The organism is Paenibacillus urinalis (assembly GCF_028747985.1).
GTDB lineage: Bacteria > Bacillota > Bacilli > Paenibacillales > Paenibacillaceae > Paenibacillus > Paenibacillus urinalis.
In genome coordinates this window covers 756,310-770,924 of sequence record NZ_CP118108.1, presented here as the reverse complement: position 1 = coordinate 770,924, position 14,615 = coordinate 756,310, and the positions used below count along the sequence as shown (strand labels likewise).

Genomic DNA, 14,615 nt, shown 5'->3' with positions numbered 1-14,615 from the left:
TCCTGTCCCTGTAGTCTCACCGCCCCTTACCCTTATTTTCCAGTCGTCAAACTGTTCATCTATGAGCTAACATTACTCATCCGCACGAAAAAAGACACCCGAGGAATACCCTCGAATGTCTTATGGGAATGGGATGTCTAACATCTCACATATTTGCGTTTAAAGCCCAGCTGGTTCTTGTCCACCGCTTTTTGAATATTATCGGTCGCGAGCAAGATCGCCGGCTTCTTATTGTCCCGTTTCATTTCAACAGGGCCTATGGCCTGTGCAGTAAGGACTGCCTTATCGTGAAGCGCGACATAGGACACAGCCGTTGTGTAGACAAAATTGTTCATCGAGGATTTGGTCCGCTCAGGAGATTCGTGAATCGTCTCTTTCACCATGTCAAGCATACGGGCAATCTTGCTCTCCTCAAACTGTATATCTGGGCGACTGCCGAGCAGCCAGCAATAGCAGCTCCATCCTGCTGACATTCTCAGCTCATCTCCACTTGCAATCCACTTATCAGCCACCTCTTGTGCAATATCGGTCTCAGCGAGGGTGACTGCAACGACGTAATCAGACAGCATGTAAAAATAAGCTCCATCGATCCAGCGCTCAAAGTCCGCTTCTGTCATGGATTTTGCATCTGCAATGATGCCCGCAAAGTACATCGCGTCATAGTTTCCTGTCGCATACAGCTGCTCAGCCAAAGGCTGATCAATCTTGATCTTCTTCGCCATGGGCTTCATCGCGCCTGTCGCCACACCAAACAATGGTTCATGGGCGCCATTGGACATGTACATCTTCTTGAGTCGTTCCTTGCCGAGAGCTTCAAGCTCCTGCATGACAGATTCAAAATTCATCGTTTACACAGCCCTTTCTGTTCATCTTAATCTATCAAATTCTCCGTAGCCAGGGTAAATCCTTCGATGACGGCATCTTCGTCAACTTCAATGAGGATGCATCTTTTTCCGCGATAACTCACCTGTTTCAAATACTTTAGATCCTGCGGACTCACTGAAATGGTAGCGACCTTCGTATCAATCTTAATCGATTTGGAGGTGAATTTCGGCATAACGCTGCTCGCTTTAAGCTCATAATTTTTGTCGTTAACGACTGTTTCAAACGCTAGCTCTACCTTTTCTGCCGTCACGTTCTCCACACCGCTCGATGTCAGCATCCGTTCCACATCTTTATAGTCCAGCCTTGGGGGCTCTTCCTGATCGCTTGTCTCAATGACCTGATGAATCTCCTCATAGACATGAGCAATTGTTGCAGCATCGAGCTGTTCTCCTGCGACTTCCTTCACGATATCCTCAAAGATCGTACGTTCCTCTTGTGCCGTCACCGTTCTCTCTGCCTTCAAGACTTCCTCGATGAATTGGTAGTTTGGCTCGTTGGCTCTCCCTGAGGAATACAGAACACGGTTCACGTCAGAATAATTATCGGTCACGCTTGGATAGAAAAAGCCTTGCTCCGGCGTGTTCAATTTGATGATAGGATCAACAAAGACATTATACTTATATTCCCGCTCGACATAATCAAACATAAGTGTTTTCTTTTGCTGCTCTGTGGAGTTCACACTGCATAAAATAAATGAATTCGCAAAGACCTCATTCTTCTCGCTCTCTTCGACCTCTTCATTTCTTTCCTTCGTCGGTCGGTAGTACTGCCCCCGAACAAAAGTGATCACTGTATCTTGCTTATAATGAGTATCGGCCATCATTCTCTCCACGAGCAGGATCATCAGATCCGTCCATTCATCGGGATCCCCGGTCACCAGCGCTTGATGAAGGAGCTCACGTGTCGGTTCCTCCGCTTCCTCCTGGAACTTTAACTCGAACAGCTTCTGATCCAGTTCACCGGTTAACAGCTTCTTGAAGTTAGCCATGTGCAGCTCCTGCTTCTCCCGATCCAGCAGCTCAAACGGCTGACGCTCATAATGATAGATCTCGTTGCTCTCCTTCATAATATACACGTTAAGAATTTCGTATAGCTTCAGCATTTCGTGGTCCATTTTAAACTGCTTACGTATGTGTGCGAGTTCTTTTTTTATCATAATTGATCAGACATCTCCTATAGTAGATTACCCCTGCCAAAATAAACGTTACAGAAGCCCTTCATCCAGAAGGGCTCCTCACTTGATATATCTAAATACGTTTGTTGTTCAACTAACTTATCATACCATAATACCTTCTATAGGGGGCCCGTAATCATAGTATCGTTCTAGGCACCACAGCCACTGATTACGGCAAAATAATTCATCAGGGAAGTCCTACTCTTGCTCGGCTTCATCATGCTGCTTGCTTGCAAAATCATCGAGCAAAGCACGCGCTTCATTCGTTGACTTGGTGTTCATTAAGTTATTTCTTAGTTCACTTGCCCCGCGAAATCCACGAACATAAATTTTAAAGAAACGAGGAAGAGGCTTGAACGAACGGGATTCCATAGCAGAATACTGATCATGGAGATCCAGATGCAGCCGTAACAGGTCAAGCAGCTCCTCACTGCTATGCTCTCTTGGTTCCTTCTCAAAGGCAAATGGATTGTGGAAAATACCACGTCCGATCATAATACCATCCACCCCATATTGCTCAGCAAGCTTCAGACCGGTTTGACGGTCAGGAATATCTCCGTTAATTGTCAGCAGCGTATCCGGTGCCACTTCATCACGAAGCTTCTTAATCTCTGGAATGAGCTCCCAATGGGCGTCTACCTTGCTCATTTCCTCTCTCGTCCGCAGATGAATGGATAGATTAACAATGTCTTGCTTCAGAATGTGGGTCAGCCAATCACGCCATTCATCTACCCTGCTGAAACCAAGCCTTGTTTTGACACTTACGGGCAGTCCTCCGGCTTTGGCTGCCTGAATGATGTCAGCAGCAATGTCAGGACGGCAGATCAGTCCGCTTCCCTTCCCATTCTCCGCTACATTCGCTACAGGACAACCCATATTAATATCGATTCCTTTAAAGCCTTCTTTCGCCATACCGATACTCATTTGACGGAAATATTCCGGTTTATCTCCCCAAATATGGGCTACAATCGGCTGTTCATCCTCCGTAAAAGTAAGCCGCCCACGCACACTGTGGTTCCCCTCCGGGTGACAATAGCTCTCGGTGTTCGCAAATTCAGTAAAAAACACATCCGGTCTTGTCGCTTCACTCACGACATGGCGGAAAACAACATCCGTTACATCCTCCATCGGTGCCAGTATAAAAAAAGGACGTGGCAAATCACGCCAAAAATTCGTTGTCATATCTAAAACCTCTCTATAGTAACAGGACAAATCTTTATCCCTATATTAAAAAGCAAGCTGTTCGTGCTTCTTCTACACTTATAGCATGTTTGAGCACTTTTTATCAAACGATCGCATCCATTGATTTTACAGTAAATGTTTAACAAATCAAATGATCAGGTCCTGGAAGTTCCACAGCAGAATAATCGCAGACCTCTCATCACAAGAAAAAGACTGCCTGCAATTACCTCGCCGACAGTCTGAATGGGATCTTCGCTTCCCTCTTTGCTTTATATTATTTCAATATTAATGTGCCCAATATTAATGTGCCCAGTATTGCTCTGCAATACGCTGACCTTGCTTAATCTTCGCCCATTGCTCATCTTCAGTCAGTTCATTTCCGCCATCGCAGGACGCAAACCCACACTGATGAGACAAGAGCAGTCTGTCCTTATCAATAATTTTGGAGGCTTCATCCAGCATTCTCAAGACACGCTCTTCATCATCCAGTGTATTCGTCTTGGAAGACAGCAGGCCAAGTACAATCTCCGTATTCGGCTTATCTTGGAACACCGCAAGCGCCTCAAGGGAGCCAGCACGCTCATCATCCCACTCCAGGAAGAAACGGTCGTATTTGAGCTGCTTCAAGAACAGATTCGCAATCTTCGCATAGGAGCCGCCGCCCATATTACGGGAGTCATAGTTACCACGACAGTTATGCGTCCACATTTTGAGGCCCAGGCTATGACCGAAGTCAATGACCGTGTTGTTGATATCAATGAATTCAGCAGCAAGAGCCTGCACTTCCTCTTGATTGATGTTCTCACCCGTGTAAGGAGAGTTCGGATTGTCATCAGCGAAGAGCTCCCACAAGCAATCGTCAAACTGCAGAATTTTACCGCCCGCCGCAGCAAACTCCTCAACAAATTCCTTATAAGCCTTAACCAATCCGTTCTTAAGCTCCTGTCTATCCTTATACACGGATTCTGTGCCGCCAATGTTATCCGACCAGGACAGCTCACCAAATATATGAGACGGAGAAGGTACGCACAGCTTCGTTTCACGATCGCCAGCCTGCGCTTGAAGCTTCTTATAAACATCAATAAAATGGTGGTTCTTACCGCTCAGTTCACCCGTAATGCGCAGTCCAATATCTCTGCGTGTCTCATATTTCGAAGATCCATCTGTATCTCTGAAGAAATACCCGTGATCTGCGATGTAGCGTTTGATGCCTTGGAAGCCCCAGACGAAGTCCAGATGCCACATCGATTTGGAGTATTCTCCATCCGTAATTACAGATATATTGTTAGCAATCTCCTTATCGACTACAGCTTGAATCGCTGCGGACTCAGACTGCTCATATCCCTCGAAGTCTTGGTAAAAGGGATAGGTAATATCATCGCGATGCTCGATTTGATGCTTATATTCTAATAAGTCCGACGGACGAAGCAAACTGCCTACGATTTGAAATCTATTACACATGATAAAAGTCCCCCTCTAGATCGCCTATGTCGTTTTTGATTCCTTTGATTCTAGCATGGAGGTTTACATCCTGTATAAGACTTAAAAGCAATATCTAGTTATAGCTAAAAGCTATAGCGAGCTCAGAAATTTATCTTTTGGTTATTATGGAGGGATGAGCTGTTCCGATTCGTCAGCTTCTGTCTAAACCTTTTCGTTCTCGATAGATGAGTCTTCTCATTAAAGCATCGATAGGGCCGTTCCACCCCCGCTTTTCCAGCCAGACTGCGAGACAGACACCCGAGAACCAGATCAACACTGCAATAACAAACACCCCCGCACTATCCAGCACACCTCCTAATCCCAGAGCGACTGGTGATAGCAAGAGGACAAGCATTGCCTCCTGGTAGATGTAAAATGTAAGCGATCGTCGGCCTACGGATGCAAGTGCCTGCGTTATCCTAGGAGCGATGCGGCGGGCTGATATGCTGAACAGCGCAATAAGAGCCGTATATCCTAACCCGCCTGCAACACCCGTGATGATGTGGACGATTACAAACCAGCTGATTAGTCCAGATTCCGGATGCCACATGTTCGCGCCAGTCAGAGCGTAAGGAAGTGCCCCGATCAGCGATATACTGATTCCTCCGATGGTAATTCGTTTCAACTGGGGACGGAAGCGCTCAGGATGATCCAGCCACCGTTTGTGGGCAGACCAAACTCCTAGAGTGATAATTAACAGCATCGGATAGAGCAGCAGATTGATCAATATCATAATCGGAAATGCAATGAAGTGCTCCGAGACGAGAAGAAGATAAGTATGGGAAGGCGTGTATCCCATGTCCAGCTCTTCCCCTGTCAAGATCGGATATACCGTTACCCAGGCAACCGGAATAATAATTATATACACTAGACCAATCAAGATTATAGCCCTGCGTTGTATCCGCTCCGGTTTAAACAGCAGCCATCCTAGAATAAGACCAGAAATGCCATACACGGCAAGGATATCCGCTCCTCCAATAAAGACAAGATGTATAAATCCAAAAACAATGAGCAGCCACGAACGACGTCGTAACAAGCGCTTCACTTCTGTTACAGGTACACCCTTATCCTGTTGGCGTGCTGCCATAGCAGCCAATCCGTAACCGAACAATGCGGCAAACATTGGATATGCGCGGTTATCCACGAACAGCAATCCAACCAAATTCACGATGTCATCTAGCCAATGCTCTCCGAGTGGACGAGTCAGCGTAAATGGCTTCGCCATAAACAAAAATACGGGGGCATGAGCAATCACGATCAGCAGCAGCATAAATCCTCGGCCTAAATCTGGAGCAAGCGATCTCAATCCGTCAAACACCTCACTTTTGGAGTGTATAATTATTGATTGACTTGATCAGTCAATAATTATACTAAGATGGATTCCAATAATTGTCAACCAAATTTTCTGAAGGAACAAAAAGACCCTTCCGCTTTCCTCTCGGATCGCAGAAGGGCTTCGTTCGTTTATAATCAGGTTATGTAGCGAATTTGTTATTTTTGAATCACTCTGAGCAGCATACGTATATTCCAGTCCAAATTTTGATGAAGCCAATTCACATCGTCAGCAATCAGTCCAGACAATATGGTCAAATAAAGATTAGCCAGCATCTCAGGGTCTTCTTTAATCATCTCTTCGCGATGCTGTCCTTCAATAACGATAGGTACTAATAAAGATACATATTTCTCACTCGTCTGACTGATCAGATTCTTTGTCTCTTCATCAAGATCAGGATGCTTCATACAGCTTTGGATCATGCGAAATACATCATGACTTCCTGCGGAGATGGCTGAACGGGTAAAGTGCGCTATTTTGTCCAGCGGATTCGCTGACGAAGCTCGGACCTCCTCGATCAATTGATCAGCACCTTCCATTGCCCAGAGGAGGCTATGTGTAAGCAGTTCTTCTTTAGACTCGAAATAATGATACATCAGACCGTGACTTAGATCAGCAGCCTTAGCGATCATACTCATCTTCGTGCCCTCTACCCCGTACTCCGCAAAAACCCTCAGCGCGGCATTCAGGATTTGAATTCTGCGTGCTTCCCGAATATGCTTGGATTGCTCTTCCTTGTAACGTGCCATGATTTGGGGACCTCTTTTTTTGAATTATGTTCCAGTATAGCATATATTACAGGCAGGTAATCTGGCAGTTATAGAAAAAAACAGCCAAGTGTTATTGAACTGTACCCCATTTGTTAGACACGACTAACAATGGAGGTCCAGTCCATATCATTGGCTGCTCTTCGTGTTACGAAGCTGACTTGTTTCTTTTTTATAACGTGCTGCGCCGCAGCTCATAAAAATACTGAACTATAGGATGCTTTAACTTGATCTTCTCTGCCATGTTTAAGATTCGTTTCTTGCCAAGACGCCGATCCACTAAGGCTAGTACATTCAATAAGATATCATTACTCTCCAGGCTTTCTTCTATAGAAGTGGATAAGAACTTATTCGCTGTAACGACAAAATTGGATTTACTTAATGAGGTCTGTGCTGACAATAGCTCTTTCGCAAGCACCGTTATTTTTCTGCTTCGTGCAATGACGACGAGACGATCCTCCGGAACGGTTCCTTTGGTATCACTTCTTACCCCTTCAATTTCTTCATTGCTGATCGGAATTTGCAATTCTGGGTCACTCTTAATCTCCTGCTCTGTTTGATACCACCGGATGGAGCTGGTTGTATCACTCATATTGAAGACATTCTTTTTGTCTACGGCAATATAACAATCTCCTGATTTATTCATTGCATAACGGTAACTGGTTGCCCGGTATTCAACCCTTCCAACTAACGCAGGTGAGAGGAAGCTCTCCAGCTGCTGCTTCAATTTACTCCAGGACATGTCCATGTTCCTCCTATATTCTCTTAACAAAAGCATCCCATCAATAGGCGGCCTTGATTCTGCTCTTAGGCTTCAATCATACCGTAATGTGATGAAGTCTTCAAAGCATCAAATAACCCGTACATGGACTATTCCTGGAGGGTTCCTTCTTCCAATGAATCTATTTATTCAAACAAGTCCGGTAAGATGTTATATATATACTGGTTCACCCAATACCAAGCATGCGTGCCGCCGTCAGCTGCGATAAAGTAGAAATTCCCCTTTTCCTTATCCGAGGAATAGATGAAGGTATCGGTTAACTGCTTCATGGCATCGATCTGAGGCTTCAAGTTTGGATAAGCCGTATCTGCACTGCCTGTAGCACTAAATACGTAGAAATCCTTCGGTCCATATCCGGCATCTGTCGCAGCCTTCGCCAAATATTCAGCCGTTTCCATGGGTTTAATGCCCCCGCCTCTCTGTTCCACGACCCAGCTGTCACCACTTAATGGCATAAAATATTTGAAATAATCAAGCGCATGCACAAAAGTATTCCAGGTCGTCACAGAACCCATGGAGAATCCACCGAATGCCCGGTGCGCTCTGGAAGCTTTTAAATCATCCAAACTGGCTGTTTCGGAATAGGTATTATACTCGGTCTCCACCAAAGGAAGCACAATGTTAATCAATTCCTCGTGGAATGTAGCCGTGTCATTGGTCCCGCCATAGAAGGAAGGTGTTACTACAATAAGAGGCTCAATATCTCCTTTGGCAATCATGTTATCGATAATCATCTTCAGCTCTTTCGTCTGGCCAGGTCCTCCAAAGATCGTATCTACATTCTCCCCGCCGCCGTGCATTAAATATAGGACGTTATATTTCTTCGTTGTATTCGCAGGATCGTATCCATGAGGAAGGTATACATTCACTCGCTTGTCGTCTGTGCCGTTCTCTACATTAGGTGCTTTGTACGTTAAGCTTTGAATCGTTCCCGGTTCTTCACTCTGCACCCGATATTCATCTGGAACTCTTTCGAAATGTTTCTCGTTTGCCGCTTCTTCTGTCATTTCCAATTTACTGATTGCATGCTTGAGAGCAGCATACTGATCATCGATTTGATCTTGATTTAGCTTACTATTGTCTAGAACATTTTCTGAAACGACCTTCATTATGGCATCTTGTACGACACTAGCATTTCTATATCGTTTATAATCCATCTCTATCGTGCTCTTCACCAAATTCAGAAGGTCATACGGATTCACACCGCTGATATCCTCCTTGGTCTTGCCAGTAAGCAAAACTTCTCCAAATCTTCCTGTATCATTCCATGCGTTGCCTGATGAATCGAAGACATTGATGCTGCCGATTCGTTCTGATCCTTTAGCATCATTCACTTGCAGTTCTATGCCCATCACGGTTCCATTTTCCGGTTTCGATCGGAGTGCAATTCGTGTTTCAACTACATATCCGCCTTCCACCTTTTTCGCAGAAGAATAAATCTGCTCGCGATTGCCGTTATCAATAGACTGAACATTTTCATAATTCACCCGATAGTGCAAATCGTCCGTACCATACTCTTGTGTCTTATTGTTATACTCATCAAGGAATACCTCTACGGAATCCTGCATATAAGGGGTTTCCGATTGTACCGATAAATCTTTGTCCTTCACTTCAGCAAGAATATACAGCGCATGATCATCCCATAACGCCTTAAACTCGGCAGAAGTGTCGAGATTGTCTGATACATGTTTTGGCGTAATCGCTTGCGCTCTGCTCCATACCTTATCCTTATTGCCGTCAATTACAGGTGATCCGAAATAAGCCACCATTCTTCCGTTAGAATCGAATCCATTCTCGTCAACAGTGACCTTTCCCGGTTCTGGAGATGGTTTCTTGGATGCGTTATTCACCACAATCTTGGTTTGTTGAACCGTCGTTTTCCCATTATTAGTGATTAAGCAAGTAATCGTTGCCGAACCAGGAGAGATTGCTGTAACAACTCCGTTTTGATCCACGGATGCCACAGCACTACGGTCACTGCTCCATTGATAACTTACACCTGATTGTTTGTCCCCCATCTTCACAGTATAGGTTTCTCCAACATACATCACTTTATGGCCCTCCTTTTGAGTTAGAGCTGCAGAAACATCCGACCACGAACCGAAACCACTTGTAAATACGAAAGGCAGAGCAGCCATTGTCACCAAAACAGGCTTTAATAACATTCTTGCTCTTGTCATCTGATATCCCCTCCTAGTACCTATAGCAAGACGAATTTAGGTATAGTCTGGCAGCGGTTCGCCTGACTTAAATAGAAGAACTCCCCCGTCAGATCATCTCTACGGGGGAAGTCTTCTTTTGAAAATCAACTGAAATCATTCAACTTCTCATTTACATGTTCCAAATCCGGTAGAGAACCACCGCTGCTTCAGCACGTGTCAAGGTTTCGGATAGGGCAATCTTGCCATCTTTGCCGTTGACAATTCCACTGTCTACAAGGGAAGCTACACTATCCATGGCGTAACCGGAAATACTAGCTGCATCAGAATAAGGAGCGAGATTTCCGTTGCTCGTAACCGGCTTACCTACTGCTTTCAGGGCTTTTGCTGTAAGCACCATCATATCTTGACGCGAAATGCTGCTGCTTGGTTTGAATGTGTTATCTTCAAATCCAGCTGCGATACCCAGTTCTTTGGCAATAGCCACGGCCTGGGCATAATATGCGGCAGGCTGTACATCGCTGAAGGATGCCGTGCTTGGATCCGAACTCTTCAATTCAAGTGCTCTAACGAGCAAGGTGATGAAATCTGCTCTCGTGATCGAAGCTGCAGGAGCGAAGCTGTCATCAGAGATTCCTTTAATCATATCGCGTGCAGCCATCGCTTCAACGGCTTGTTTTGCCCACAGGACCTTTTGCATATCGGCAAAAGATTTGGTTACATTGGCTGCAGCATAGGTTCCGAATTGTGCTGTTTTAAACACAACGGAGCCGGATTTAGCATCATACCGTCCACTCGGTACGACAGTTGTCTGTCCTTGATTGTCAATGTTTAGAATGACGATTTGATGTGCATTGACAAGTTCCTGTGCGGCAGGTGTGTACGGGATAGATACTGTTACTGGCGCCGCAGGATTGTTCCAGGCCAGGACACGGTCACCAGCTGTAAAGCTTAGGTCGATTACCGGACGACTGCCTACATTAGCACGATCACCTGCACTCAAGCGATCTGCTGAGCCTTTGTTTATCTGAATAGAGACTTGGTCTGCTTGTTCTGTAATATTAGAAAGCATGTTGGACGGAATCTGAAGTGTTGCATTGGCCGTCTTAAGCACAAACTCAACATTATTGTTGTCTTGCAGGCTTGAAGTCGGAAATTGCACAACATAGGATTGTGCATTTGCCTGCGTCAGCACTTCAATGCTCACCTGTTTCTTGCCATTTGCATCAGGAGTAGAATTCTCAATGGCTTTATTCAGGCTGTCGCTCGAAACGGTTGCTGTCGCTGTTCCATTTTCGACTTTTATTACCGGTACAATAACGGATCCATTGCCCGGAAGCTCTGGTTGAGGCTGTGGCTGCGGAGTGGTACCTGGGGATCCGCCGTTGCCTCCGTCACTGTTACCTCCCCCCTCGTTACCTCCGCCATTGTTACCTCCACCATTATCGCCGCCGGAAGAGGGTTTACCCGTCAGCGTCAATTCACCGAATACGGACGTATCCTGGTAACCTTGACCAGATGGGTCATTCCATGCGTTCACGCTGATTCTATTGCCGTCTTTTGCATCATTAATCTGCGCATCGAAGCCAATTTTAGCATTGTTCGCAGGCGTTACCTTTTTGAATGGAATCTTCATTTCAACCGTGTAGTTGGTACCGGATACAGAGACTTCGGATTCAAAACCTTCAGCGATCTCCGCAGGATTAAAGGAGGCTAAGTTCTCGAAGTTCACTCTGTATTGTCCATCATCCTCTTGGTAGCTCGCTGTTTTCCCGTTATTCTCATCGACGAATATTTCTACAGAGTCCTGCTCCCATACATTCGGGTTCGACTTGTTCAGTTGATCGTCTTTGATTTGTACCAAGACGTATAGATTTTCGTCATCCCAGAGTGCTTTGGCTGTTCCCGTAGCACCTGACCATGCCATTTGCTTGGTATCCAGCTTCAATTCTGGAGCGTTGCTCCATACGCTGTCCATGGAACCATCAATCACTGGTGTTCCATAGGAAGCGCTTGATTTCTTGTATTCAATCTCTTCCGGTGCATTGTCCGCCAAGTACTTTTCAGGATCATTTACTGCGTAGTAAGCCTCTTTGGCTTGAAAATCCTTGTCGAACAAGGTTGGATTCTGCTCAGCTCTCCAGCTCGTACTGTCATTCAATCCCCAGAAGGTAACACGTGGAATATGCTCACTGTTCTTCTTGTAGAGATCCATCAATTGAGCATACAAATAGGCCTGCTGTTTCTCTTCGCTTTCAGTCATGACTGAGTTGGTGCCTGCCATAATGTCCAGCTCAGTGACACTAACTTCTACACCCAAAGAACTGAAACGCTCAAGTGACATTCTGACATTGTCGATCCGAGTACCCAAATTGTAGTGGGCTTGCATGCCGATGCCATCAATCAGTTTCTCGCCCGGGTGATCTGCCGCGTACTTCTCATTCAGCTCTTTAACCATGCTGTAGATCGCGGTAGATTTATTCTGGTTGTCATCATTGTAGTCATTGTAGTACAGCTTGATATCCCAACCATTTTCGTCGATGACTTCTTTGGCCGCAAGGAATGCCTCCTCAATAAAGTCAGGGCCGATGGCTTGAAGCCAGCCGGAATTACGTAATGCATTCTTCCAGTCGGTTGGATTCGCAGGGTTATCGTTCATCGCTTCGTTGACAACGTCCCAGGAAATCACTTGGTCCCCAAAATGCTCAACGACCGTCTTCACATGTGTTCTTAGATTCGTTAGCGCCTCTTCACGACTTAACGGCTCACCATCCGCTGCCGTATGCAGCCATGTAGGTGACTGTGCATGCCATACAAGCACATGACCATGGATATCAAGGCCTGCATCTTGTACTCGCTTGACAAGCGCATCTTCTGCGGTGAAATCGAATGCTCTGTTTGTATCATAGGCATAATCCGGCTTCATATCATTCTCGAATGTGACGACATTGTAATGCTTCGTCAGAAGCTTGAGCCGAGTCTCGTCGAAGGTAGCAGGATTAACTATGTTACCTATCAGGAATTCATCTGCGTAAGTATCTTTGAGGTTAGGGAGATTCTCTTGAATTGGAGGTGCAGCAGCTACAGGTCCCAAATATTTTAGAGAAAAGTCATCTAAAAAGAAGGTCCGGTTGCCGCCGTCGTCGTTTGCAGTTTCGATATAAGCATTGAGTACGCTTGGAGTCGTAGTGAGCGTATACTTACCAGTTAAGTGTACCCATTCTTGATCAGTAACGATTGCATTTTGTGATACATTCGCATAGCCGCTGTCCGCATATTGAACACTGATCCGAAGTGTTGTGGGTTCCTCACCAGGGGCCATTTTCACCCAAGCAGACAGCTCGTATTCGTGATTCTTTGCCATTTTGCCAGCCGCATCAACTAAGGCTGCGTCATATTGTGTCGTCGTCGTAACAAGCAGGCTTTGCTTGCCGTCAGGTGTATGGTTATCATCCTGAGAGAGAACTACCGTTTCACGGCCGTTCCGTGCTTTGAATCCATCCAAACCATTCTCAAAGTCAGCGGAGATACCTGTCTCATCTACAATCTCAGGTGCAGTTTGACCCGGAGTCACATCCGTAATGATGACTTCATCAATGTAAATATCCGAGGTTAAAGTATTGCTGGAGGGTTCAACATAGATGATGACCTCATTTGTTCTAGAAGGAACTTCATAGCCTTTGGTTTCAAGCAGCGTCCAATCGGAAGCGGTTACAAGCTTGTTGCCGATAAGCCAAGGATATTTCTCATCATCCGCTAAGATTTCAGAATCCATCTTGGAAGCCAGATGGAACTGACCTTCTCCTGAACCGAGTCTAACCTTAAGGGATATGTCATACTTACGGTCGGATTTCATCTTGTCCGTAAGTACGAGAGCAGGAACAGCCTTCTCATCGGCTCGGTTAAAGAACTTCAAAGATTTCGTACCTTCGGAAGCTACGTCATCTACGACCGCAGTATCTCCGTTCGAGCCCCAGGAGAGCTTGTTCCATCCTCCTGTATTTCCATCTTCAAAGCTTTGGTTCAGGACTACCGTAGGCTCGGCAGGTGTTTCTTCTTGGGTAATTGTGATATTCCCGATATAGAAAGATACTTCCTTACCGGCTTCATCCGATTTAATTCGAAGTGCTGTATTGTCCACATTGGCTACAGAGAGATCGGCAGATAATGTAATGCCTTGCCCTGCCTTAAAGTCGGAAGAATAAATCCCTGTGTATCCTTCTCCATCCATGCCCTTATTGGTTACAACCTCCAGGACAGCCTGCCCCGCCGCCGGTGGGTTAGAATCAGCATCCACATAGACGGAAGCAGTTACCGTATATTCTTCGCCAACCTCCAAGCCAAGGTCACCGAACGCAAGGTCCACGCCATCCCAGTTATTGGATCGGTTACTAACTTTCAGAACTGCTCCGTCCTCATTGCCGTCAAACGGCTTGCCTGTTACAGCTTCCAGCTGGGCACCGCCTGATTGAGTTGCCTTGCCTTGACCATTCTGGAATGTTTCTTGATATACAATTGGTGAATCAGATGCCGCTAGATCCGCCGCATTAACTGCTGGAGTAAACAAGCCGACCGGAAGAAGCAGAGCCGCTGCAAGTAACCCAGAAACGGCCTGCTTAAATGATGTTCTCATTCGAAGCAATCCCCCCACACTAAAATTTTTATCACTCATGTGAAGCGCTTACATAATTTGATGTGATCAACCTCCCTCCAACCCAGATAATACCATTTTGTGACAAGGAATTCTTACTCCAAATTAAAGGTGAAACTTAGTTTTTTTCAGATATACTTCAAGGTAACTCGAAACTCACTTTGCTTGAGCGGGAAATGGAGGAATACTCGCTATTTTTCC

At 45.6% G+C, this 14,615-nt stretch carries 9 protein-coding genes; all 9 read right to left on the bottom strand.

Annotated features, from left to right (window positions below; translation table 11 throughout):
* Positions 1–137 precede the first annotated feature (137 nt).
* A complete protein-coding gene (locus tag PUW25_RS03515; protein WP_205054210.1) occupies positions 138–845 on the bottom strand; it encodes a DNA alkylation repair protein in 708 nt (235 codons plus the stop codon).
* Between the two features lie 26 nt (positions 846–871).
* Positions 872–2,041, bottom strand: a complete 1,170-nt coding sequence (locus PUW25_RS03510) for a DUF4317 domain-containing protein (RefSeq protein ID WP_205054211.1) — start codon at positions 2,039–2,041, stop codon at positions 872–874.
* Positions 2,042–2,257: 216 nt separating this feature from the next.
* A complete protein-coding gene (locus tag PUW25_RS03505; protein ID WP_205054212.1) occupies positions 2,258–3,241 on the bottom strand; it encodes a tRNA dihydrouridine synthase in 984 nt (327 codons plus the stop codon).
* A gap of 300 nt (positions 3,242–3,541) precedes the next feature.
* Entirely contained in the window at positions 3,542–4,702 is a 1,161-nt protein-coding gene (locus PUW25_RS03500) for a cobalamin-independent methionine synthase II family protein (protein WP_274338094.1), read from the bottom strand.
* Between the two features lie 172 nt (positions 4,703–4,874).
* Complete coding sequence (locus tag PUW25_RS03495; protein WP_274338093.1) at positions 4,875–6,029, bottom strand: DUF418 domain-containing protein; 1,155 nt, start codon at positions 6,027–6,029, stop codon at positions 4,875–4,877.
* A 185-nt stretch (positions 6,030–6,214) separates the two neighbouring features.
* On the bottom strand, positions 6,215–6,805 hold the full coding sequence (locus PUW25_RS03490) for a TetR/AcrR family transcriptional regulator (RefSeq protein WP_274338092.1): 591 nt from the start codon (positions 6,803–6,805) through the stop codon (positions 6,215–6,217).
* A 190-nt stretch (positions 6,806–6,995) separates the two neighbouring features.
* Positions 6,996–7,565 carry an SF0329 family protein gene (locus PUW25_RS03485; RefSeq protein ID WP_274338091.1) on the bottom strand — a complete coding sequence of 190 codons (570 nt, stop codon included), beginning with the start codon at positions 7,563–7,565 and terminating at the stop codon, positions 6,996–6,998.
* A gap of 164 nt (positions 7,566–7,729) precedes the next feature.
* Positions 7,730–9,784 (bottom strand): sugar-binding protein, encoded by a 2,055-nt coding sequence (locus PUW25_RS03480; RefSeq protein WP_274338090.1) that lies wholly within the window; start codon positions 9,782–9,784, stop codon positions 7,730–7,732.
* A gap of 151 nt (positions 9,785–9,935) precedes the next feature.
* On the bottom strand, positions 9,936–14,396 hold the full coding sequence (locus PUW25_RS03475) for an endo-1,4-beta-xylanase (protein ID WP_274338089.1): 4,461 nt from the start codon (positions 14,394–14,396) through the stop codon (positions 9,936–9,938).
* Positions 14,397–14,615: the final 219 nt, after the last annotated feature.